This window comes from Actinoplanes sp. L3-i22 (assembly GCF_019704555.1).
Lineage (GTDB): Bacteria > Actinomycetota > Actinomycetes > Mycobacteriales > Micromonosporaceae > Actinoplanes.
The window spans coordinates 6,565,518-6,586,716 of sequence record NZ_AP024745.1 but is presented as its reverse complement, the minus strand read 5'-3'; the positions used below and the strand labels follow the sequence as shown (position 1 = coordinate 6,586,716).

Genomic DNA, 21,199 nt, shown 5'->3' with positions numbered 1-21,199 from the left:
TGTAAGAGGTCTCTCACTTGGTAATGTAAGAGCGAACTTACACCGGAGCAAGGGGACACGATGGGCGAGTCGCGTGATCGGGGTTACCACCACGGTGACCTGCCCGCCGCCCTGGTCGAGGCCAGTTTCGGGCTGCTCGCCGAGGTCGGGCTGCGGCGCTTCTCGGTCGCCGCGGTCGCGCGCCGGCTGGGCGTCAGCTCCGCCGCGCCGTACCGGCACTTCCCGGACCGTGACCACCTTCTCTCCGCGGTCTCCGCGGCCGCGGCCCGCGACCTGCGGTCCGCGATCCTGACGGCCGCCGACGCGGCCGGGCCCGATCCATCTTCGCGCCTGGCGTCGCTGGCGGGGGCCTATTTCCGGTACGTGGTGCGAACCGGCGCCGGCCTGCACGTCATCTACGCCGCGGAGCTGTACGAGGTGCCGGACGAGGCTCGCCGCGCCCACACCCGCGCGCTGATGGAGACGCTCCTGGACCTGGCGTTCGCCACCGAGGTCGGCACCTACCAGCAGGCCGTCGCCCTGGTCGAGGCGATCATCGCGGTCGCCCACGGCTACACGACCCTGTTCGCCGAGGGCTTTTTCAACCGCGGCGCCCTCACCATCGACACCACCGCCACCCGCGCCATCACCGCCGCCCAAGCCCTGATCCGAGCCGACCACCCCCACTGATCCCTCGCGGTCACCGCCGCGCGTGCCGTGATCCGGGCCGACCGCCCGCACCGGCCCTGCGCGATCCTGGCCGTGCCAGCCCTGGTCCGGGTCGACCGTCCGCACCGACCCCGCTACGAGATGATCTTGCGGGCGTCTATGCTGCCCGCTCGTGACGATCAATCCCCGCCGGTGGTGGGCCGCGCTCGCCGCCGCGCTGCTGGCCGCCGGCGCCCTGAGCGCCTGCCGGGCCGGGACCACGCCGGCCGTGGCCAGCGCCTCCTCGCCGGGCTCGGCGGCGCCGGTGCCCGAGGCGACCCCGTCGAGCCGGCCACGCCCCAGCGCCGGCGCACCCACCTCCGAGTTCCAGGCCTGGGTCGGCCAGGAGGTCCGGGCCGCCATGAAGACCGAGACCGAGGGCCTGCTCAGCGGCGATTTCGACAAGTTCGCCGTCGCCGCGCGACCGGGCGACAAGGCGCTGCTGGCCGAGTTGCAGCGCCGGTTCCGCACCCTGCGCGCGCTGCACGTGACCCGCTTCGACCAGCGCATCGACGTGCAGCCGCACGTCCTGCCGACGAAGGGCACCTGGCAGGTCACGCACATCGTGACCCACTGCTTCGTGGAGACCGACTGCGCCACCGACGAGGCCGTGTTCGACAGCACGTGGGTGGAGACTCCGGACGGCCTGCGACTGTCCGGCTTCCGGCGGCACGACCGCAAGTCGCCCTGCGTCTCCTGCGCCTCCCGGGAGACCGGCCCGCTGAGCCGCCCCTGGGAGACGACCGAGCTGGTGTCCAAGGTCGGCCCCCGCACGCTGGTCGCCGTCCCGATCGCGGACCGCGACCGGCTCGACGAGGTGTCCCGCCGTGCGGAGAAGGCCGCCGCGGTCGCGGACCGCTACCTGGTCGGCGACGGCCCGATCGACCGCTACCGGGTCTTCGTGGCCGACGACGCGTCCTGGAAGCGCTGGTACGACGGCGACCCCGGCCAATGGACCGCCGGCCAGGCGTTCCCCACCGGGCCGAACCGGATCGAGGTCGAGGTGCTCGACTCCCAGCTGACCGCCGGCTTCTCCGACGAGCTGCTCACCCACGAGCTGGCGCACGTCGCCACCCTGCGCAACGACACCTATTACGGCCGGGACGACGTGTGGTTCCTGGTCGAGGGCATGGCCGACTACGTCCAGAACCAGCGGCCGGGCGTCACGACCTACCGCAAGCGGTACGCCCTGGACCACCTGCTGCGGCAGCGACCGCTCCGCTCGGTCGCGGTCGAGCCGCCGGCCGACAGCGCCGGCCTGATCGACGCCGACAGCCGGTACGCCGTCGGTTACTACACGCTGACCTATCTGATCGACAAATACGGCAAGGCCAAGGCGCTCCAGTTCTTCCAGGGCGCGGTCCAGTACGGCATCGGCCTGGACGGGGCGTCGCAGTCCGCCCTCGGCAAGCCGTGGACCACCGTGGACAAGGAGTGCGCCGCCTACCTCCGAAGCCTCTGACCCCCGCGCCCAGCCCCGCCGACCGAAAGGCAGCCGCGACTCGCCGAGCAACGGCGCCGATGGCGGGTCAGCTCCGTGGGAACGCATCGGCCGGGAAGGTGACGGTGATGTCGAGGCCGCCTTCGGGCCTGGTCCAAGCGTCGACCTCTGCACCGTGCACGTCCGCGATGGCCTGGACGATCGCCAGCCCGAGACCGTGCCCCCGACCGTGCAGCCGCGTGCCGTGCAACCGCTGGAACGGCTCGAACAGCCGCTTCAGCTCCTCCGGCGGCACCACCGGCCCGGTGTTGCGGATCGTGATCCGCCCATCGGCCCGGCCACCGTCGGAACGCCCGTCGTCTCGGCCCTCTGCCCGGCCGCGGCCTTCCGTGCGGCCGCGGCCTTCCGTGCGGCCTCGCCGTTCCGTGCGGCCTCGGCCGGAACCCGCGCCTGGTGGTTCGTCCGTGGAGCCGTTGCCGGAACGTTCATCGGGTCGTCTATCCAGGGGGCCGAGGGGGCCGAGGGGGCCGTGGAAGCCGGGACCCGTGACCTCGCGCTGGAACGGCTCGGTGACCACCTCGACCCGGCCACCCGGCACGTTGTGCAGCATCGCGTTGTCGACCAGGTTGATCACCAGGCTCTCCATCAGCCGGGTGTCGCCCCAGATCAGGGTCGGCGCCAACCGGCTCTCCACCGACACCCCACCGGCCGGCCGGGCGGCCAGGACGGTAGCCGTCATCTCGGCCAGGTCCATCTGGATCGGCCGCTCCACGCCCTGCTGGCCGTCGGCGAGGGTGAGGAGCGCGTCGATGAGCCGCTCCTGCGCGTCGGTCAGCAGGAGCAGCTGCTCGCACGTCTCCCGCAACGACCCGGCCGACGCGTCCGGGTCGGCGAGGGCCACCTGGAGCAGCGTCTTCTCCGCGGTCAGCGGCGTGCGCAGCTCGTGCGAGGCGTTCGCCACGAAGTGCCGCTGCGACGTGAACGACATCTCCAGCCGCCCGAACAGCTGATCCAGCGTGGCCGCCAGCTCGGTCAGCTCGTCCCTGGTCCGCGAGGTGCCGCCCAGCCGGCGGTGCAGGTTCGTCGCGGAGATCTCCCGGGCCGTCTCGGTCATCGTGCGCAGCGGCCGGAGGTACCGCCCGGACACCACCCAGCCCAGGGCGAACGACGCGATCACCAGCCCGGCCAGCGCCACCGCCCAGGTGCCGATCGGGAAGTGGGTGACCTCCGGCGCCGGATGCGGATCCGGCCCACTGCCCACCGGGGCGGACTCCCGCACGCCGAGCAGCGGCACGGTCACCAGCACCGACCCGACCACGAAGAACGGCACCGCGTAGAGCAGCATCAGCCGGGTTCGCAGGGTCATGGCTCACCGACCCGGTAGCCACCCTCGCGCACGGTGTGCACGATCGGCGGGGCGCCGAGCTTGTTCCGCAGCCGGCGCACGGTCGTCTTCACCACCGTGCTGAACGGGTCGGCCGCCTCGTCCCACACCCGCTCCAGCAGCTCCTCGGCCGGCACCGGCCGGGTACCCGCGGCGAGCAGGCACTCCAGCAGGCCGAACTCCTTCGGGCTCAGGTCGAGCCGGCGCCCGCCGCGGGAGGCGACCCGCAGCGTCGGGTCCAGCGTCAGGTCGCCGGCCCGCAGCACCGGTGGCACCAGCACCGACGGGCGCCGGCCGAGCGCCCGGATCCGCGCGACCAGCTCGGCGAAGTCGAACGGCTTGGGCATGTAGTCGTCGGCGCCGAGCCCCAGGCCCTCGACCCGGTCGCGAACCGTGCCGGACGCGGTCAGCATCAGCACCCGGCTGCTCTGATGCTTCGCGACTATTCTTCGGCACACCTCGTCGCCGTGGGTGCCGGGTAAGTCCCGGTCGAGCACCACCACCTCGTAGCGATTGACCGACAGCCGGTCGAGCGCCTCGTCACCGTCGAACGCCAGGTCGACGGCCATGCCCTCGCGGCGCAGGCCGACCCCGATCGCCCGGGTCAGAACTTCGTGATCCTCAACCACCAGAACTCGCATCCGTCCACGATGCCAGGCCGGAGGTGACAACCAGGTGACAGCCGCTGACACCTGGCTGACACCGGCCGCGGCGTAGAACGGCAGCCATGATTCTCGTCAGCGGAATACGGAAGCGATACGGCAGCGCCGTCGCGCTGGACGGCATGACCTTCGAGGTGCGTCCCGGCCTGGTCACCGGCTTCGTCGGGCCGAACGGCGCCGGCAAATCGACCACCATGCGCGTCATCCTCGGCCTGGACGCGCCGGACGCCGGCCACGCGCTGGTGGCGGGTAAGCGGTATCGCGAGCTGGCCGACCCGATGCGGCACCTCGGCTCGCTGCTCGACGCCGGCGCGCTGCAGCCGAGCCGCACGGCCCGCAACCACCTGTTGTGGCTGGCCCACTCGCAGGGCCTCGGCGCCCGCCGGGTCGACGAGGTGCTGGAGCAGACCGGGCTCGGCGGGGTCGCCCGGCGCCGGGCCGGCGGCTTCTCGCTGGGCATGCGGCAGCGGCTCGGCATCGCCGCCGCGCTGCTCGGTGACCCGCCGGCGCTGATGCTGGACGAGCCGTTCAACGGGATGGACCCGGAGGGCATCATCTGGATGCGCGGCTTCCTGCGCTCGCTCGCCGGCCAGGGCCGCGCTGTGCTGGTCTCCAGCCATCTGATGGGGGAGTTGCAGGGCACCGCCGACCACGTGATCGTCGTCGGGCGCGGGCGGGTCATCGCCGACGCGACCGTCGCTGAGCTGCTCAAGTCGGCGTCCGGCGGCCGGATCACCGTACACACGCAATCGCCGGAGGCGCCGGAAATCCTGACCGCGGCCGGAGCCGAGGTCACGCCTGCCGGCGATGGTGGTCTTTCGATCGCCGGCTTGCCGGCGGAGTCGATCGTGGCGGTGCTGCAGCGGCACGGTGTGGCGTTCTCCGAGCTCGCGGCCCACCGGGCCACCCTCGAGGACGCCTATCTCGAGCTGACCCGCGACGCGGTCGAGTTCCGGGCGGAGGCTCCGCGATGAGTCTGCTGCGTGCCGAGTGGACCAAATTCCGGACCGTGCGCGGCTGGGTGCTCGGGGTGGTCGCCGCGGCCGGTCTGATCATGCTGTTCGGGCTGGCCCCGGGCATGTCCGGGTCCTGCGGGAAGCACGGGCCGGCGTCGGAGTGCACGCCGCTGGTCGGGCCGGGCGGCGAGGAGGTGCGGGACGGTTTCACGTTCGTGCATCAGCCGCTCGCCGGCGACGGCAGCGTCACCGTCCGCGTCGCGTCGCTGACCGGCGCGATCTTCGGCGGGCCGGGCGTCGATCGCCCCGGGCTGGCACCCTGGGCCAAGGCCGGTCTCATGATCAAATCCGGGACAAAACCGGGTTCGACGTACGCCGCGGTCCTGCTCACCGGCGCACACGGCGTGCGCATGCAGTGGGACTTCACCCACGACAAGGCCGGTCCGTCCGGCACCGGGCCCCGATGGCTTCGCCTGTCCCGTACCGGGGAGACCGTCACGACCGAGGCCTCCGCCGACGGCACCACCTGGACGGACGTCGGCTCCACGCGCCTCACCGGGCTGCCGGCCACCGCGGAGGTGGGGCTGTTCGTCACCTCCCCGCAGTACAGCGTCGAGTTCCACGAGGGCCTGCTCAACGGCTCGGAGGGCGGGCCGAGCCGGGCGACCGCCGCGTTCGAGCAGCTCACACCGGGCGCGGGCTGGAGCGGCACGGCCTGGCACACCGACTGGATCGGCGGCCGGCCGGACTGGTCCGACCTGCCCGACCCCGAGCAGAACGGCACGGCCTTCCAACTGACCGGCTCCGGCGACGTCGGTCCCACCGGCGCGGGCGTCTCGGTCACGCAGACCCTGGTCGGGACGTTCACCGGCCTGATCGCCGTGGTCGTGCTCGGCGCGGTCTTCATGAGCACGGAGTACCGGCGCGGCCTGATCCGCACCACCCTGGCGGCCGGCCCCCGGCGCCTGCACGTGCTCGCCGCGAAGGCCGCGGTGGTCGGCGGGGTCACGTTCGTCAGCGGCGTCGTCGCGGCCGCGATCGTGGTCGTTTTCGGACAACGGGTGCTGCGGGCCAACGGGGTGGGCCTGCTGCACGCGTCCACGATGACCGAGGTGCGGATCGTCGCCGGCACCGGCGCGCTGCTCGCCGTCTCCGCGGTGCTGGCGCTCGGGCTGGGCACGCTCCTGCGACGCAGCGTCACTGCGGTCACCGTGGCGATCGTGACCATCGTGCTGCCGTACCTGCTGGCGGTGTCGGTGCTGCCGGCCGAGGCCGCCCGGCGGCTGCTGAGCGTCACCCCGGCCGCGGCCTTCGCCCTGCAGCAGGCCGTGAAGCAGTACCCGCAGGTGGACGACCAGTACACCCCCGCCACCGGGTACTTCCCGCTCTCGCCGTGGGCCGGCCTCGCGGTCCTGGTGGGCTGGACCGTGCTGGTCCTGGCCGCCGCCGCGGTGCTCCTGCGCCGGAGGGACGCGTGAGCACGGCGACACCCGGCCGGGCCCTGCAGCCCGGCCGGGCCCTGCACGCGGAGTGGACCAAACTGCGGACCTCGCCGGGCACGTTCGGGCTGCTCCTCCTGGTCGTCGCCGGGACGGCCGGGCTCAGCGCGATCGTGGCCGCGGCCTGCTCCGGCGGAACCTGCGGGGCGGACGTCGCGCTGACCGGCGTGCAACTCGGGCAGGCCGCGGTGGCCATCCTCGCGGTCCTGGCGATCGGGAACGAGTACAGCACCGGCATGATCACCGTGACCCTCGCGGCGGTGCCCCGGCGACTGCCGGTCCTGCTGGGCAAGGCGGTCGTGGTCGCCGCCGTGGTGACGGTCGCGGCGGCCCTGGCGGTGGCCGGTGCGGTCGCGGCCGGCGAGATCCTGCTGCCCGCCTATCACGCGATGCTCCGGCCGGCCGCCGGGTCGGTGCTCTACCTGGTGCTGATCGCGCTGCTCAGCCTGGGTCTCGCCACCGCGGTGCGCAGCCCGGCGGCGGCGATCGGGACGGTGCTCGCCGTGCTCTACGCCGTTCCGATCATCATCACCGTCGTCAGCGACCAGACCTGGCACGACCGCTTCGAGAAGTATGCGCCGGTCAGCGCCGGCCTGGCCGTCCAGTCCACGGCCACCGATCCGCTGATCGACCCGTGGAAGGGGCTGGGCGTGCTCGCGCTGTGGACGCTGGCCGCCCTGACGGCCGGGGCGATCGTGCTGCGGAGCCGTGATGCCTGAGGCGGGGTTGACCTCAACCCGGGTTGAGATCGGAGACTCGTTTGCCATGAGAGCAGCGGGATTCTTCGAGCCCGGCGGGCCGGACGTGCTTCGCCTGATGGAGCCGGTCACGCCCGAGGCGGGGCCGGGGCAGGTCCGGGTGCGGGTTCGGGCCGCCGGGGTGCAGCCGTTCGACTGCGCGCTCCGGGCGGGCTGGACCCCACCCGGGTTGACGGGGGACCTGCCCCGGATCCCCGGCAACGAGTTCGCCGGCGTGATCGACCAGGTCGGCGCCGCGCCGGCCGATCCGGGCGGCGGCGTGGCGCTCGGCGCGGAGGTGCTGGGATTCGGGCGCCTCGGCGCGTACGCGGAGTTCGTGGTCGTCCCGGCCGACCAGGTGGTGGTCAAACCGGCCGGCATGCCGTGGGAGGTGGCGGGCGGCTTCAGCGCCGGGTCGCAGACCGCGCACATCGCACTCGAGACGCTGGGTGTCGAGGCGGGGGACACCGTGGTGATCCACGCGGCGGCCGGCGGGGTCGGCACCGCCGCGGTGCAGTTGGCCGTCGACCGGGGCGCCACGGTGATCGCGACCGCCCGGCCGGAGAACCACGAGTACCTTCGCGAACTCGGCGCCGAACCCGTCGAGTACGGCGAGGGCCTGCTCGAACGACTCCGGAAAGCCGCGCCGGACGGGGTCGACGCGGTGCTCGACGGCGCCGGCGGTGACGCGCTGGCCGTCTCCCTCGACCTGGTCGCCGACCGGAGCCGGATCCTCACCCTGGTCGAGCACGGCAGGGCGGCGGAGCTCGGCATCCGGGTCACCCCGCCGGCGCGGTCCGCGGCCCGGCTCGCCGAACTCGTCGCCCTGCACACCCGGGGCCGGCTGCGGATCCACGTGCGCGCCACCTATCCGCTGGAGCGCGCCGCCGACGCGCATCGGGACGTCGAGTCCCGCCACGGCCGCGGCAAGGTGGTGATCACCGTGGACTGATGGTCACGAGTGGGCTTCATTGATCGACGGATTTGCGACAGGAGGGGTGCCGGATCGGGCTACGGTCGGGGATCGTCCGAAGGCAATCAATGCCTGATCCACCCGAACCGAAGCAGGAGCGTTCCGACGATGGCATCCCCGCTGTCCGACTCATCCCAGATCCAGGGCAACATCCTGCGGCCGTTCCGTGGCGACCACCAGGCCTTTCTCTTCCTGTCGTTCCGCAGCGACCGCCCCGGCGCACGGTCCTGGCTGGCCACGGCGGCCACTCGCGCCACCGGATCCGACGACGTGCCGCGGCAGCGTCACGAGCGGGCCCTGCTGAACGTCGGCCTGACCTCGTCCGGCCTGGTCCTGCTGCACCCGGAGGTGTCCGGCGACCTGGTCGGGCACGCCGCGTTCTGGCAGGGGCCGCTCGGCACCCGCCTCGACGACGCCGGCGCGATCACCAGCGCGCCGGCCCTGCTCGGCGACCTCGGCCCCGGCGACCCGGCACAGTGGGTGGTCGGCGGTCCGGGCCGGCCTGTCGACGCGCTGCTCACCGTCGCCGCCCACGACCTGAGCGGGCTGCAGGACGCGGTCGAGGGCGAGGTCCGCGAGGCGGCCCGGCACGGCCTCGAGGTGCTGCTCGTCCAGTGGGGCGACGCGCTGCGCAACGACGACGGCAAGCGCATCGAGCACTTCGGCTTCGCCGACGGCATCTCCCAGCCGGGGGTCCGCGGCTTCGCCGACACCGTGCGCCCCGGCGCGGCGGTCATCGCCGCCGGCGAGTTCGTGCTCGGCTACCCGGGCGAGCGGCGCCCGCCGTCCTGGACGCCGCGGCCGACCCCGGCCCCGTGGATGCGGGACGGCTCGTTCCAGGTGTTCCGCCGGCTCCGGCAGGACGTGGCCGGCTGGTGGGGACACATGTCGGCGATGGCCGGCCCGGACGGCGACACGCCCGAGGACGCCGCCGCCCGCGCGCTCGGACGGCACCTCGACGGGCGGCCGCTCGCCGCGCCCGTGCACGACGGAGAGCTGAACGCGTTCACGTACCACGGCGACGACGCGGGCACCCGCACGCCGCGGTACGCGCACATCCGCAAGGTCAACCCGCGCGAGGACGGCGTGTTCCGCGACCGCGGGCACAAGATGCTGCGCCGGGGCATCCCGTTCGGCTCCCGGCTGGACCGCGGGCTGCCCGACGACGGGCTGGAGCGCGGGATGCTGTTCAACGCGTACATGGCGAACATCGAGGACCAGTTCGAGTACGTGCAGCGGCGGTGGGCGGGCGATCCCGGATTCCCGGCGTCAACCCTTTCCCGGTACGGCCGGTCGGCGCCCGGCGTCGACGGCCTCGACCCGGTCCTGGGGCCGAACGCGCAGGTCGCGGGGGAGACGCTGGCGCCCGAGGTGGTGCGGGGGATCCCGGCGGCCGCGTTCGGCGGGTTCGTGACGACCACCGGCGCGGTGTACGCCTTCGCCCCGTCGATCCGCGCCCTCCACCTGCTCTCCGGCAACACGATCGTCGGAGGCTAGCTGGGGTTCAGGCCGCTCGGGGCTCCGGCGCCGAGCGGTCGATCCGCCGCAGCAGGTCGTCGAGATCCGCACCACCCTCGGCGGCGATCCATGCGGGCAACTCCGGAAGCGGCGGGCCGGGTGGCAACAGCTCGCCGGTCAGCTGCCGGTAGGCATGGCGATACTCGATGCTCGGAGCCCTTTCGTAGAGCGTGCGGTAGATGTCCGCGGCCGTCGTCCGGGCGTGGTCGTCGTCCGGGTCGAGCTGCCAGACCGCGTCCAGCAGGGCCGCGACCTCGTGCGGCTCGCTCCACTCCTCGCTCGCCTTGCGCAGCATGTCGGTCGCGGCGCCGGGTGGCAGGTGCCCGGCTCGGACCCGCAGCCGGAGGGACAGGATGTAGGCGCTGACCCGGGCGTCCCGCTGATCCTGCTCCTCGGCGATCTGGAGGGCCTCGCCGTTGAGTCGCTCGGCTTCGGCGGCTCGGCCGGCGGCCAGGTGCAGCCGGGCGAGCCGGTGCAACCAGTCGCACAGGTAGTAGGGCGCGTTGAGCCGGCGCGCAAGTTCCACGGCACGCTCGAAGAGATGTTGCGCCTCGTCGCTGTCGCCCTCGGCGGCGGCGATGGCACCCAGGTTGGAGAGCTGGTCGGCCACTATCAGCCAGTCGCCGAGTTCGAGGCCGACACGCAGGGAGTGGACGGCGCAGGTCCGGGCGGGCTCGAAGTCACCCTCGTAGCGGTAGATCTCACCCATGTTCCCGACCGTGATGGTGCCGGTATGCCCGGCGCCGATGTCCCGGGCGACGTCCAGGGCATACCGGTAGGAGGCGATCGACTGGGCGTGGTCGGCGCCCCGCATCAGGGCCAGTCCGAGATTGGCGGCCGAGAGGAGCATGGCCTGCCGGTCACCGGCCTCCTCGGCCGTCGTCAGCGCCCGCCGGAAGTGCTCCTGTGCCTCTTCGATCCGGCCGGTGTTGACGTAGACGAGTCCGGTGTGCCCCAGGGCCGCGCTCATCGCGGCGAGGTCGCCGGTCTCGCGGGCCATGGCCAGATGACGCTGGGCCATCGTGAGAGCCTCGGCATAGGAGCCCTGCCGGTACAGCGCGAAGGTGATCCGGTTCATCGTGCGGGACTGACCCTCGGCATCGCCCAGCTGTTCGAACTCGGTGAGCGCCCGCTGCAGCCAGGTGACCGGCTCCGCGTCCGAGCGGGTGTAGGTCAGCAGGTCTCCGAGCTGCCGCTGGGCACCGGCGAGGACATCGCGCCGTTTGGTGGTGCGGGCGAGCCGCATCGCCTGAAGGTAGTGATCCTCGGCCTCGGTCCATTGCCCGGTGTGCTGATTGACGCTGCCGATCTCGACGTGGAGCTCCGCGCTCTCCGCCTCGGACAGCAGCGGAAGCAGCAATCCGTAGTAGTAGGTCGCCGTCTCGTTGGCGAAGATCGCCTTGGCCCGGTCGCCGGCGGCCCGGAACCAGGTGCGCTGCTTGTCGGTCCGCTCGGTCCGCGCGTAGTGGTGAGCCAGGACGTCGACGTACTGGGGGAGCCGGTCGGCGTAGTAGTCCTCGATGAACTGACCGATTCGCTCGTGCAGCGAAGCCCGGGTGTCGTAGGTGATGCTCTGGTACGCGGCTTCCTGAGTGACCGGGTGCTTGAACTCATACTCCGGTTCGGCTTCGTTGTGCACTCGGGGCGTCAGATCCAGCGTCTGTAGATGATTGAGGTGGCCCGCGACCTGAATGATCGTCCCGGCCGCCGGGTACACCGATGTGATCCAAGGCGGCTGGAACCGCCGGCCGATCACGCTCGCCACCTTGAGGGTGGCCTTCTGGTCGTCGCTGAGCTGATCGATACGGGCCATGACCAGACGTTGCAGGCTGTCCGGCACCGCCACACCGGCGAGCGCGCGTGGATCGCCCGGATCGACGCCACCACCGTGCAGGTAGCTGATCAGTTCCTCGATGTAGAACGCGTTGCCGCCGGCCTGCTCCGAGACCTGGTGCAGCACTTCCGGCGCCACGGCCGCGTCAGGACCGTATCGCTCGCGGAACCGCAGGGCGGCGAGTTGCTCGGCGTCCTCGTCGGTCATCTGGTCCAGCCGCAGATCGGCGACATGTGTCTGGCCGGCGAGCCGCTCCGGCATGGGCTCCCTCGAGGTGGCCACCACCAACACCGGAAGGTCCGCGATGTGATGGACGAGATGCTCCAGCAACGCCAGCGAGGCCGGATCGATCCAGTGACAGTCCTCCAGGCTCAGGATCAACGGCCCGGCCGCCGCTCGATCGCGCAGGCAGGAGAGCAGGGTGGAACGGAGCAGCTCCTCACGGCCGGCCGGTTCGAGCTGGGCGGTCAGCTCGGTGTCCGTCATCGGCACGTTGACCACGGCGGCGAGCAACGGGGCGCGCAGGCCGGAGCCGCCGTACCGGGCGGCGCGCTCGGTGAGAGTTGCGCGCTGCGCCGAGATCGGCTGGTCCCGGTCCACGCCGAGGAGTTCCCGCCAGATCGGCCGCCACACCAGGTAACTGGTGCTGCGGCCCTGTGACCGACAGCCGCCACCGTATTCGGTGAAGCCCAGCTCCCTGGTCCGGCGGCACACCTCGTCGGCGAGCCGGGTCTTCCCGATGCCGGCCTCGCCGTGCAGCCAGATGAGCTGCCCCCGGCCGGCGCGCACGTGCTGGGCGAATGCGTCGAGGAGACCCAACTCCGGGGCGCGGCCGACGAGGGGCCCCCGTGCCGGCGCCGGAGCGGCCACCGGTGGGCCGACCTCGCGTGCCTCTCGAACGATCCACACCGGAACCGGACTGGTCTTGCCCTTGGCGCTCACTGCGGCCGGTCGGCCGCCGAGGATGAGGTCGCCCACCCGGTCGTGGGTGGCCTGATCGATCAGAAGATGCCCGGGCGGTGCCGCCTGCATCAGCCGGGCGGCCAGGTTGACCGTGTCGCCGACAACCGCGTACTCGCGGCGGATGTCCGAGCCGACCTCGCCACAGAACACCTGGCCAGTGGTCACCCCGCCCCGATACGGACCATCGGGCAGGGCAAGCAGTTCGAGGCAGCACCGCAGCGCTCGTTCCTCGTCGTCCTCGTGGCTGACCGGGGTCCCGAACACCGCGACCAGCACGGTGCCCTTGTCGTCGGCCATCAGGTGACGGAGGTGACCGCCGTAGCGATCGATGATCGCCACCCCCGCGCCGAGATAGCGCTGCAACGCCTCGATCGTCTGCGGATCGTCCACCGACAGGTCCGGCAGCCGGACGAACGCGGTGGTGACCTTCCGATGCTCGTTCACCAGCTCGTTCCGGCCGGACCGGAGACGCGCCCGGATCGCCGGGTGCAGGAACGGCGTCAGCAACTCCTCCAGGTCGGCGATCGGCTCCTCCTGGACCACCGGGAGAGGCGGAGCGTCCGGAGCGGCCTGTTCCAGCAGGTCCGCGTCGACGACGATCTCGTCCCGCTCGGCGCGATGCAGGGCCGCGACCGCACGGTCCAGCGCCGGCCCGGCGACGAGATGTTGCAACCGGATGGCCGGGTCGCCGAGCACCATCAGATGCAGCGGGCCACTGGCCAGGCCGACACGGATGGCCAGCGACCGCTGTCCGTTCGGGGTGGGCACGGGGGTGACCGAAGCGGTGGCCTCGCGGATCAGCTCCGCACAGTGGATCGCCCGGCGAGCCACCGCCGGGGCCGATTCCGGCGTGTGCCGGAACAGACCGACCAGCGCGTCCCCGGCGAAGTCCACCACGCTGCCTCCGGCGTTGGTGATCGCCTCCGCCGTGACCGCGAACCAGCGATTGATCACCGAGGTCAGGCGCTCGGTGCCGAAGCTGCCGGATCCGGCCAGGCTCTCGGCCATCGCGGTGAAACCGGCGACATCGGCGAAGAGGACAACCGCGTCGTCGTGTTGGATCATCGGCGGATTGCCGACAGTTTCGGCCGTCCGCAGGAGATCGATGGCATGCTCTGGCAGGTACGACCGCCAGGTCGCGGTGAGGTCGTCCGCGATCTGCGGGGTGGGACGAGAAGGAACGTCGGCCATGCCTGGTATGGCCACCCTTCGATTCTCGACGTCCGGATCATCCGTTGTCGTTGGTGTGTTGGTAGTTCGGTCAGGGAGATGGCTTAGTCATGACGGGTATTGGGGTTAGCGAGGCGGCCTTCGAGTTGGCCGGTGCATGTGTGCATGCTCTCCGGTTCGCGGTGGGGGCTCCTCTCGACCGTCCGTATGCCAAGGTCGAAGTGTCGACGACGCATCCAGCCCCGGCGCTCTATCGGCGGCTGCAGGTTGTCTCCCCGCCACCGACCCGCGACGGCGAGCCGTGGCAGACCGGCCTGACCCTGAACGACAAGCCGTTCCAACCGAGCGAGCTGCCCCGTCGCCTCGCGGACGTGCAGATCACCGAGGGGACTCCCTCGCTGGATCTGCCCGACCCGGAGAGGATCGTACTCGACCGATGGATCAGCATCCCACGGCAGCAGGCCACCATGGAGTTCTCCAGCACGGGCGATGACCGTTACGTCCTCGCCGTCCAGTACTGGAACCCGGTTCCGCCCGGCGAGGAGAGCGTCACCAAGGAGCTGCAGTACTACGGCAGCTACCGGTTCGACTTCGACCGGCCGCCGGCCAGCGACTGGATCGCGGTCAGCTTCGACGGCTTCTGGCCGCCCGAGCGCGACAGCGCCGACCTGCTGATCCCGCTCGGCGACTGCGACGAAAACTGCCCGTAAGGCGTCAGAGCTGACCGCGACCCAGGTACCGGCTGGTCGCTCGGTCCAGGGAATTTCTGATTGTCCGATGTGGATCGTAGGGCGATGAACCGGGCCGATCTACCCTGCTCCATTTCCGATTGATCGGTCACCACACCGCGGGAACCGTGCCGGCCGGGTGGATCACCGGATAGAACTGAGGGATGCTGCAGCGATACGACGAGCGCAACCGCGATCTGCGCTACTGGGTGAACGGCCGCCTCCTGCACCGCGACGAGCCCGGGATCTCGCCGTTCGACTCGGTCGTGCAGGGCGGCGACGGCGTCTGGGAGGGGCTGCGGCTGTACCGCGGCGCTATCTTCGGGCTCGGCGCGCACCTTGCCCGGCTGCGCCGGTCGGCGGCCGTCCTCGGCTTCGCCGAGATCCCCGCCGACGAGACGATCATCGAGGCGGTCCGGGAGACCTTACAAGCCAATTCGATGTACGACGGGGTGCACGTCCGCCTGACGCTGACGCGCGGCCGTAAGGTCACCAGCGGTATGGACCCCCGTCTCAACCGGGACGGTCCGACGCTGATCGTCCTCGCCGAGCACAAGCCGCCGGTCTACGACACCGGCGGCCTCACCCTGATCACGGCGAGCGTCCGCCGCCCCGGCCCGGACGTGCTCGACCCGAAGATCCACCACAACAACCTGCTCAACTCGATCCTCGCCAAGATCGAGGCGAACGCGGCCGGCGCCGACGACGCGCTGATGCTCGACCAGCGCGGTTTCGTGGCGGAGACCAACGCGACCCACCTGTTCACGGTCGTGGACGGCGCCCTGGTCACCCCGACCACGGCCGCCTGCCCGGAGGGGATCACCCGGCAGACCGTGCTGGAACTGGCCGCCACCGACAGCATCCCGGCGACCGTGCGGGACGTGTCCCTCGCCGAGATGTACACCGCCGCCGAGGTCTTCTGCACCGGCACGATGGGCGAGATCGCGGCGGTCACCACGATCGACGGCCGGACGATCGGTACCGGCCGGGTCGGCCCGATGACCCAGCGGATCGCCCGGCGCTACCAGGAGCACGCCGCCCTCCACGGCGAGCGAGTGATCGACGAGCCGGCGGCGGCGGTCCAGGACTGAGGCCGCGGGCCCGGCCGGGGGCCGGGGCGGCGCCAGGCCGGGGTTGAACCCGGGCACGGGGCAGTGGCGGGCCGGGGTTGAGGAGCAGGTCAGAGGCGGTGCTGGGCCAGCTCCGCGTAGTACGGCCGAGCCGCCTCGACCAGCGGGACGAGGCGGTCCGGCACCACGGCTGGCCGGGGATCGTAGGCGGCGAAGCCACGGGACGCGTTGACCGCGTCGTACCAGAAAGGCGCCCACACCCCGTCGGCAGGCCGCGGACCCGGCGCCCAGGAGAGCATCGCCGGGTCGAAGGCGAAGCCGAGGGCCGCGCAGAGCCGGCCCAGCGTGCCGGCCGGGTCGCGGAGCACGTCGGACGCCTCGACGACCGGCCCGCCGAAGGCCCGGAAGATCTCCGCCTGCTGCGGGTACCCGAGGTCCTCCAGGGTCGGCTCGCCGCGGACCTTGGCGTACGACGCGACCACGTGCGCCGGATCCCGGATCAGGAACGCGTGGGTGAGCCCGCCCAGCCACTCCCGCCCGATGCCCGGCAGCAGGTGATGGGTCATGTGCTTCTGGTAGAAGACGGCCGGGTCGCCGGGCAGCGGACCGGTCAGCCCGGCCGCCACGTCCTCCCACCGGCGCGGCTGACTGGCCAGCACCAGCTCCCGCCCGGGGTGATCGATCCCGGTCGCGTCGAGGTAGTGGGCGTAGAGCGGCTCGTCGACCACCAGGGTGTCCGGGCGCTCGCCGAAACTGCGCATCATGGCCGTCGAGATGTTCCGCGGCCCCGACCACATAGCGACTCGGATCGTCATCGGACCATGCTGACACCGAACTCGCCCGCCGCGAAGTGTTCCGGCGTGATCTCGGGGTACCGACTTGCCCGGGCATCGCATGATCGGGCCGGGACTTTGGACCTTGCCGCCCGGTACCCCGCGGGGCGAGGATGAATCGATGGAAGGGGTGGCGATGATCATCGTGATCCTGTTGTGGTTGACCGCGCTCGCCATCGGGGTGTGGGCGGTCTGGCCGTCCACTTCGTCTTCCGCGCGGGCCACGCCGACATCCGAGCCGGTCGCCGAGGGCCGGAAGCGGGCGCCGGACAGCCTGGAGGGCGTCCTCGTCGGCCAGTTGCTCGAGCGGGAGATCAGCCCGGAGCAGTACCGGCGCGCGGTCGAGGGGCTCGCCGCGCGCGACGAGGTGCGCCATCCGATGTCGGTCCCGGGCGACGACGCCTGACCGGAGCGGCACGGGGCCGGTGCTCGGCCCGGATCGCCGGGTCCGTCGCCACCGTGGGCGGGGCGCTGCTCACCGCGTACGGGAAAATCGGTTGATTGTTGGATTTTTTCTGACTCAGGGCATTGCGCGGAAACGGGCGATCATGGCGCGCTGGATCGGGTCGGCGGCCGGCCAGTCGATCTCCGCGGCCCGCCAGCGCAGCAGGTAGGACTGGTGATCCGAAGCGGACACCAGGACCCGGCGCTCGTGGCGGACCGCGGCCCCGGCCGGATGCCAGGTGTACTCCCAGTCCGGGCCGAGGCGGAGGCGGCGATAACCGGGCAGGCGGCCGGCCGCCTCCTGCTTCGCCCAGTACGGCGTGGCCGGGCCCGCGGCGACCGTCCGGACGGTGAGCGCCTGGTGGCCGGACGGGTCGCTGAAGCAGACGCCGTCGTCGCTGGGCGAGTCGGAGTCGCCGGGGGAGCGGCGCCAGCCCGGCGGCAGGGCCAGGGCGAAGCCGGCCGGGTCGCGGAACCAGATCCAGCCGGCCGGGAGATCCGCCGGGACGCCGCGGGTCGCGGGGGTGACGGCGACGCCGGAGGTTCCGCACGGGCTCGGCGCGCTGACCGCGAGCGCCTCGGTGGGCGGCGCGGCCGGAAGGGACAGCATCGCGGCGGGCAGGAGGGAGTGCGGGCCCTGCGACTGGTGGCCGATAACGGTCACCGTGGAGGCGAGCCCGAGCACCGCCAGCGACGCCAGGATCAGCCGGGTCCGGCGCCGCCCGGGACGGTGTGCGAGCACCGCCCGCAGCCGCGCCTCGGCCTCCGCCCCGGACGGCCGCCGGGCGGGAGCCTTGTCGAGCAGCCCGAGGATCACCGGCGCGAGCGGCCCGGCCAGTTCCGGCGCATCCGGCGGCTCGGCGAGCAGCGCCCGCATCGACGCGGCGGCGTCCGGGCGGGCGAACGGCGGCCGGCCCTCGACCGCGGCGTACAGCATCGCCCCGAACGACCACAGGTCGGACGCCGGCCCGGCGTCCCCGGACTCCAGGCGCTCCGGCGCGATGTAGCTCGGCGACCCGAGCCGTGGATCCGGCCCGCCGTCCGCCCCACCCACCGTCGCCAGTCCGAAATCGGTCAGCACCACCCGGCCGTCCGGGGCGAGCAGCACGTTGTCCGGCTTCACGTCGCGGTGCAGGACACCGGCGGCGTGCGCGCTGCGCAGGGCGGCGAGGACGGCCAGGCCGATCCGGGTGACCTCCCGGTACGGCAACGGCCCGTCCTCCCGGATCACCCGCTGCAGCGATCGTGACTCGACGTACTCCATCACGATCCAGCAGCGCCCCTGCCGCCACACCACGTCGAAGACTTTGACCACGCCGGGATGGTCGAGCCGGGCGGCCGCCCGCGCCTCCCGCATCGCCTCGGCGACCAGCGTCGCGGACGAGGGCACGGTGATCTCCTTGACCGCGACGGTCCGCAGCAGCAGATCGTCCTCGGCCCGCCAGACCCGGCCCATCCCGCCGGAGCCGACGACCTCCAGCAGCCGGTAGCGGCCACCCACCCGATCGTCGGTCCTGTCCACGCCGGTCATCGCGCACCCCCGAGTCCTCGTCCGCCGGGGATTCGGAGCCGGGGCCGGCCCGGATGGGTCCTTTATCGACCGAGCACGGCGCCGCCGTTGAGCCCGATGATCTGGCCGGTGAGGTAGCCGGCCTCGGCCGAGGCGATGTAGGCGACGGCGGCCGCGACCTCCGCCGGCGTCCCCGGGCGGCCGACCAGCGTGTCGGCGATCTTGCTGGCGGTGAACTCGGGGGTGTCCCGGCCGTGGAAGATGTCGGTGTCCTGGATGTAGCCCGGGGCCAGGACGTTGACCGTGATCCCGTCCGGGCCGAGCTGGCGGGCCAGCCCGAGCGCCCACCCGTGCAGGGCGGCCTTGGCCGCCGCGTACGACCCGGCCGAGTGCGGGCCGGAGCCACCCCGCTGCGCGGCCGCCGAACTGATCATGACGACCCGGCCGCCGGGCCGGCTCAGCCGCTCCAGCAGCGCGTTCGTCAGCAGCACCGCGGTGATCAGGTTGGTGTCCAGGTCGCGGCGCCAGGCGGCGGCCAGCGCGCCGAGCCCGGCGCCGTCGGGCGGGGTGACGATCGCGCCGGCGTTGTTCACCAGGACGTCCACCGGGCCCAGGCCGATGATCCGGTCCGCGGCGTCGCGCACCTGGCCGGGGTCGGTCAGATCGGCGCCGACCGGGATCACCCGCCCGGTCCCGGCGGTCCGGCCGATCTCCGCGGCGGCCCGGTCCAGGAGCTCGCGCCGCCGGCCGACGATCACCACCCGGTCGCCGTGCCCGGCGAAGCGGCGGGCGATCGCCCGCCCGATGCCGGTCGCGCCGCCGGAGACCACGACGAGACGTGCGGAATCGATCATCCTCGAACCGTAGCGGCCGCCGGGCCCGATTGCGCGGCGGCCGGCAAACAGCGACGGTAACCAATGCCCCGGCCCGGCCGCGGCGGCCAGACTGAGCGGCCCCGCCCCGAGGAGGCCCCGGATGTACCGCAGTCTTGTCGCCCTGGCGGCCGTGTCGGCCGTGGTCGCCGGCACCGCCGCGCCCGCCCGGGCCGCCACCGCGCCGGACCGGCTCGCCGTGCTCGCGTCCTTCACCCAGACCACCGCCGCCAGCTATCAGGCCTGGACCGCGGCGCGCCTGGACCGCGACGCGTACGACTACTTCGACTGGGGCACCGACTACTGCTCGGCGAGCCCGGACCGGCCGCTCGGCTTCGACTTCCGGCTCGCCTGCTGGCGGCACGACTTCGGGTACCACAACTACAAGATCGCCGGGGATTTCGGCGCGAACAAGAACCGGATCGACGTCGCTCTCTACACCGACCTCAAGCGCAAGTGCGCCACCTACCCGTCCGCGGCCCGCCCGGGCTGCCTGACCCTGGCCTGGGTCTACTACCGGGCGGTGTCGATTTTCGGCACCCTCGCCCCGGTCGACCCTGCGGAGGTGACAGCCGGTGCCGGAAACGTATCCTGAGGCGCATGGCAGAGCCCGGTATCGGTGACATCCCCGCGGTGTCCGATGCCGCCGGCCTGCTGGAGGCGGTCGCCAAGGGCGACCAGAAAGCCTTCGGCCGGCTGTACGACCTGATCGCGCCCCGGGTGTTCGGCCTGATCCGGCGGGTCCTGCGGGATTCGGCGCAGGCCGAGGAGGTCGCGCAGGAGGTGCTGGTCGAGATCTGGCGCACCGCGGCCCGGTTCGACCCGTCCCGCGGGTCGCCGACCGCCTGGATGTTCACGATCGCGCACCGCCGGGCCGTCGACCGGGCCCGCGCCGAGCAGGCCTCGTCCGACCGGACCCGCAGCGTCGGCGCGGCCTCCCTGGACACGCCGTACGACGAGGTCGCCGACGAGGTGACCGGCCGGCTGGAGCGCGAACAGGTCCGGGACTGCCTCGGCGACCTCACCGCCCTGCAGCGGCAGGCCGTCACGCTCGCCTATTACGATGGTCATTCCTACCCGCAGGTGTCGAAGGTGCTGGACGTCCCGCTGGCCACGGTCAAGACCAGGATGCGCGACGGCCTGATCCGCCTGCGCGACTGCCTGGGCGTGGAGGTGACGGCGTGACCGCGGACATCCACTCCCTGGTCGGGGCGTACGCGCTGGACGCCCTCGACGACCTCGAACGGGCCGCCTTCGACCGCCACCTGCGCGAGTGCGAGAGCTGCCGGGCCGAGGCCGACGAGCTGCGCGAGACCGCGTCCCGGCTGGCCACCGGCTCCTGGTCGGTGCCGCCGCCGCAGTTGCGTGACGACGTCCTCGCCCGGATCGCCGAGACCCCGCAGGCTCCGGCAAAGACCCCGGCCAAGACCTCGGCCAAGGCTGCGGCGGCCATCCGGCCGGCGCGCCGGTTGCGGTGGGTCGCCGCGGCCGCCGTCGTGCTCGCGGCGGTCGGCGCGGGCGCGGCCGTCTATGCCATTCAAGATCAGCGGGTACGGCGTGAGCAGACGCTCGCCGCGATCCTCACCGCCCCGGACGTGGTGTGGCACGAGCAGCCCCTGCTCAGTGGCGGCCGGGTCCGGGTCGCCACGTCCGAGGCGCGGGACGCGGGCGTGATCGTGCTGGATGCCGACCACGCCCCGGCCGGCGGCAAGGTCTACCAGCTGTGGACGATCCGCTCGGGCGTCCCGGCGTCGGCCGGCGCGCTCGACGAGGGCCAGTCCACGTCCGCCCAGGTCGTTCCGGACCTGCCCAGCGCGGCCGCGGTCGGCGTCACGGTGGAGAACGCCCCGGAGTCGGCGACCCCGACCGCGCCCCTCGAGGCCAAGGTCGATCTGGCGTAGGCCGTTCTGGTATTGAA

General features: G+C 72.6%; 19 protein-coding genes. 13 read left to right on the top strand and 6 right to left on the bottom strand.

Going from position 1 to position 21,199, the window contains the following annotated elements; all coding sequences use genetic code 11:
* Positions 1-60: 60 nt before the first annotated feature.
* Both L3i22_RS29660 and L3i22_RS29655 read left to right on the top strand, forming a co-directional pair.
* On the top strand, positions 61-669 hold the full coding sequence (locus L3i22_RS29660; protein ID WP_221320815.1) for a TetR/AcrR family transcriptional regulator: 609 nt from the start codon (positions 61-63) through the stop codon (positions 667-669).
* Between the two features lie 151 nt (positions 670-820).
* Positions 821-2,149: a hypothetical protein gene (locus L3i22_RS29655; RefSeq protein WP_221320814.1), complete on the top strand. Its 1,329-nt coding sequence runs from the start codon at positions 821-823 to the stop codon at positions 2,147-2,149.
* Between the two features lie 67 nt (positions 2,150-2,216).
* On the opposite strand, the gene L3i22_RS29650 is transcribed toward L3i22_RS29655, so the two are convergent.
* The gene (locus L3i22_RS29650; protein ID WP_221320813.1) at positions 2,217-3,494 is read right to left on the bottom strand and encodes a HAMP domain-containing sensor histidine kinase; all 1,278 of its coding nucleotides are present in this window, start codon (positions 3,492-3,494) and stop codon (positions 2,217-2,219) included.
* Positions 3,491-4,153, bottom strand: a complete 663-nt coding sequence (locus tag L3i22_RS29645; RefSeq protein ID WP_221320812.1) for a response regulator transcription factor — start codon at positions 4,151-4,153, stop codon at positions 3,491-3,493. The genes L3i22_RS29650 and L3i22_RS29645 overlap by 4 nt, the downstream gene beginning before the upstream one ends.
* 86 nt (positions 4,154-4,239) lie before the next feature.
* Here L3i22_RS29645 and L3i22_RS29640 point away from each other — a divergent pair, with 86 nt between their 5' ends.
* The 5 genes from L3i22_RS29640 to L3i22_RS29620 all read left to right on the top strand — a co-directional run bounded on the left by L3i22_RS29640 (position 4,240) and on the right by L3i22_RS29620 (position 9,836).
* Positions 4,240-5,148, top strand: coding sequence for an ABC transporter ATP-binding protein (locus L3i22_RS29640; protein ID WP_221320811.1), 909 nt, complete (start codon positions 4,240-4,242; stop codon positions 5,146-5,148).
* Positions 5,145-6,608: an ABC transporter permease subunit gene (locus L3i22_RS29635; protein ID WP_221320810.1), complete on the top strand. Its 1,464-nt coding sequence runs from the start codon at positions 5,145-5,147 to the stop codon at positions 6,606-6,608. The genes L3i22_RS29640 and L3i22_RS29635 overlap by 4 nt, the downstream gene beginning before the upstream one ends.
* On the top strand, positions 6,605-7,348 hold the full coding sequence (locus L3i22_RS29630) for an ABC transporter permease subunit (protein WP_255657251.1): 744 nt from the start codon (positions 6,605-6,607) through the stop codon (positions 7,346-7,348). The genes L3i22_RS29635 and L3i22_RS29630 overlap by 4 nt, the downstream gene beginning before the upstream one ends.
* A gap of 46 nt (positions 7,349-7,394) precedes the next feature.
* Positions 7,395-8,318 (top strand): NADP-dependent oxidoreductase, encoded by a 924-nt coding sequence (locus L3i22_RS29625; protein WP_221320809.1) that lies wholly within the window; start codon positions 7,395-7,397, stop codon positions 8,316-8,318.
* Between the two features lie 129 nt (positions 8,319-8,447).
* Positions 8,448-9,836 carry a Dyp-type peroxidase gene (locus tag L3i22_RS29620; RefSeq protein ID WP_221320808.1) on the top strand — a complete coding sequence of 463 codons (1,389 nt, stop codon included), beginning with the start codon at positions 8,448-8,450 and terminating at the stop codon, positions 9,834-9,836.
* Between the two features lie 7 nt (positions 9,837-9,843).
* Here the strand turns inward: L3i22_RS29620 and L3i22_RS29615 are convergent, their stop codons facing one another.
* Positions 9,844-13,845, bottom strand: a complete 4,002-nt coding sequence (locus L3i22_RS29615) for a tetratricopeptide repeat protein (RefSeq protein WP_221320807.1) — start codon at positions 13,843-13,845, stop codon at positions 9,844-9,846.
* A gap of 140 nt (positions 13,846-13,985) precedes the next feature.
* Between L3i22_RS29615 and L3i22_RS29610 the strand changes: the two genes are divergently transcribed.
* Positions 13,986-14,534: a hypothetical protein gene (locus L3i22_RS29610; protein WP_221320806.1), complete on the top strand. Its 549-nt coding sequence runs from the start codon at positions 13,986-13,988 to the stop codon at positions 14,532-14,534.
* A 182-nt stretch (positions 14,535-14,716) separates the two neighbouring features.
* Positions 14,717-15,643: an aminotransferase class IV gene (locus L3i22_RS29605; RefSeq protein ID WP_221320805.1), complete on the top strand. Its 927-nt coding sequence runs from the start codon at positions 14,717-14,719 to the stop codon at positions 15,641-15,643.
* Between the two features lie 89 nt (positions 15,644-15,732).
* Here L3i22_RS29605 and L3i22_RS29600 read toward each other — a convergent pair whose 3' ends face one another.
* Positions 15,733-16,437, bottom strand: a complete 705-nt coding sequence (locus L3i22_RS29600) for a sulfotransferase (protein WP_221320804.1) — start codon at positions 16,435-16,437, stop codon at positions 15,733-15,735.
* Between the two features lie 154 nt (positions 16,438-16,591).
* Here L3i22_RS29600 and L3i22_RS29595 point away from each other — a divergent pair, with 154 nt between their 5' ends.
* Positions 16,592-16,861 (top strand): hypothetical protein, encoded by a 270-nt coding sequence (locus L3i22_RS29595; RefSeq protein ID WP_221320803.1) that lies wholly within the window; start codon positions 16,592-16,594, stop codon positions 16,859-16,861.
* 114 nt (positions 16,862-16,975) lie between these two features.
* Here the strand turns inward: L3i22_RS29595 and L3i22_RS29590 are convergent, their stop codons facing one another.
* On the bottom strand, positions 16,976-18,430 hold the full coding sequence (locus L3i22_RS29590) for a serine/threonine-protein kinase (RefSeq protein WP_221320802.1): 1,455 nt from the start codon (positions 18,428-18,430) through the stop codon (positions 16,976-16,978).
* A 62-nt stretch (positions 18,431-18,492) separates the two neighbouring features.
* The gene (locus L3i22_RS29585; protein ID WP_221320801.1) at positions 18,493-19,263 is read right to left on the bottom strand and encodes an SDR family NAD(P)-dependent oxidoreductase; all 771 of its coding nucleotides are present in this window, start codon (positions 19,261-19,263) and stop codon (positions 18,493-18,495) included.
* A 121-nt stretch (positions 19,264-19,384) separates the two neighbouring features.
* Here L3i22_RS29585 and L3i22_RS29580 point away from each other — a divergent pair, with 121 nt between their 5' ends.
* Genes L3i22_RS29580 through L3i22_RS29570 form a run of 3 tightly spaced genes read left to right on the top strand, consistent with a single transcriptional unit; the run spans position 19,385 to position 21,182 of the window.
* Complete coding sequence (locus L3i22_RS29580; RefSeq protein ID WP_221320800.1) at positions 19,385-19,876, top strand: phospholipase; 492 nt, start codon at positions 19,385-19,387, stop codon at positions 19,874-19,876.
* 5 nt (positions 19,877-19,881) lie between these two features.
* Entirely contained in the window at positions 19,882-20,466 is a 585-nt protein-coding gene (gene sigK, locus L3i22_RS29575) for an ECF RNA polymerase sigma factor SigK (RefSeq protein WP_221320799.1), read from the top strand.
* The gene (locus L3i22_RS29570) at positions 20,463-21,182 is read left to right on the top strand and encodes an anti-sigma factor domain-containing protein (RefSeq protein ID WP_221320798.1); all 720 of its coding nucleotides are present in this window, start codon (positions 20,463-20,465) and stop codon (positions 21,180-21,182) included. Before sigK ends, L3i22_RS29570 begins: the two co-directional genes overlap by 4 nt.
* The last annotated feature ends 17 nt before the right edge of the window (positions 21,183-21,199 follow it).

Bases quoted from the DNA above. Each gene is read 5' to 3' on its own strand.
- L3i22_RS29590 (WP_221320802.1), bottom strand. From the start codon at position 18,430: ATGACCGGCGTGGACAGGACCGACGATCGGGTGGGTGGCCGCTACCGG.
- L3i22_RS29635 (WP_221320810.1), top strand. From the start codon at position 5,145: ATGAGTCTGCTGCGTGCCGAGTGGACCAAATTCCGGACCGTGCGCGGC.
- L3i22_RS29585 (WP_221320801.1), bottom strand. From the start codon at position 19,263: ATGATCGATTCCGCACGTCTCGTCGTGGTCTCCGGCGGCGCGACCGGC.
- L3i22_RS29580 (WP_221320800.1), top strand. From the start codon at position 19,385: ATGTACCGCAGTCTTGTCGCCCTGGCGGCCGTGTCGGCCGTGGTCGCC.
- L3i22_RS29620 (WP_221320808.1), top strand. From the start codon at position 8,448: ATGGCATCCCCGCTGTCCGACTCATCCCAGATCCAGGGCAACATCCTG.
- L3i22_RS29660 (WP_221320815.1), top strand. From the start codon at position 61: ATGGGCGAGTCGCGTGATCGGGGTTACCACCACGGTGACCTGCCCGCC.
- L3i22_RS29650 (WP_221320813.1), bottom strand. From the start codon at position 3,494: ATGACCCTGCGAACCCGGCTGATGCTGCTCTACGCGGTGCCGTTCTTC.
- L3i22_RS29625 (WP_221320809.1), top strand. From the start codon at position 7,395: ATGAGAGCAGCGGGATTCTTCGAGCCCGGCGGGCCGGACGTGCTTCGC.
- L3i22_RS29600 (WP_221320804.1), bottom strand. From the start codon at position 16,437: ATGACGATCCGAGTCGCTATGTGGTCGGGGCCGCGGAACATCTCGACG.
- L3i22_RS29615 (WP_221320807.1), bottom strand. From the start codon at position 13,845: ATGGCCGACGTTCCTTCTCGTCCCACCCCGCAGATCGCGGACGACCTC.
- L3i22_RS29645 (WP_221320812.1), bottom strand. From the start codon at position 4,153: ATGCGAGTTCTGGTGGTTGAGGATCACGAAGTTCTGACCCGGGCGATC.
- L3i22_RS29595 (WP_221320803.1), top strand. From the start codon at position 16,592: ATGATCATCGTGATCCTGTTGTGGTTGACCGCGCTCGCCATCGGGGTG.
- sigK (WP_221320799.1), top strand. From the start codon at position 19,882: ATGGCAGAGCCCGGTATCGGTGACATCCCCGCGGTGTCCGATGCCGCC.
- L3i22_RS29605 (WP_221320805.1), top strand. From the start codon at position 14,717: ATGCTGCAGCGATACGACGAGCGCAACCGCGATCTGCGCTACTGGGTG.
- L3i22_RS29640 (WP_221320811.1), top strand. From the start codon at position 4,240: ATGATTCTCGTCAGCGGAATACGGAAGCGATACGGCAGCGCCGTCGCG.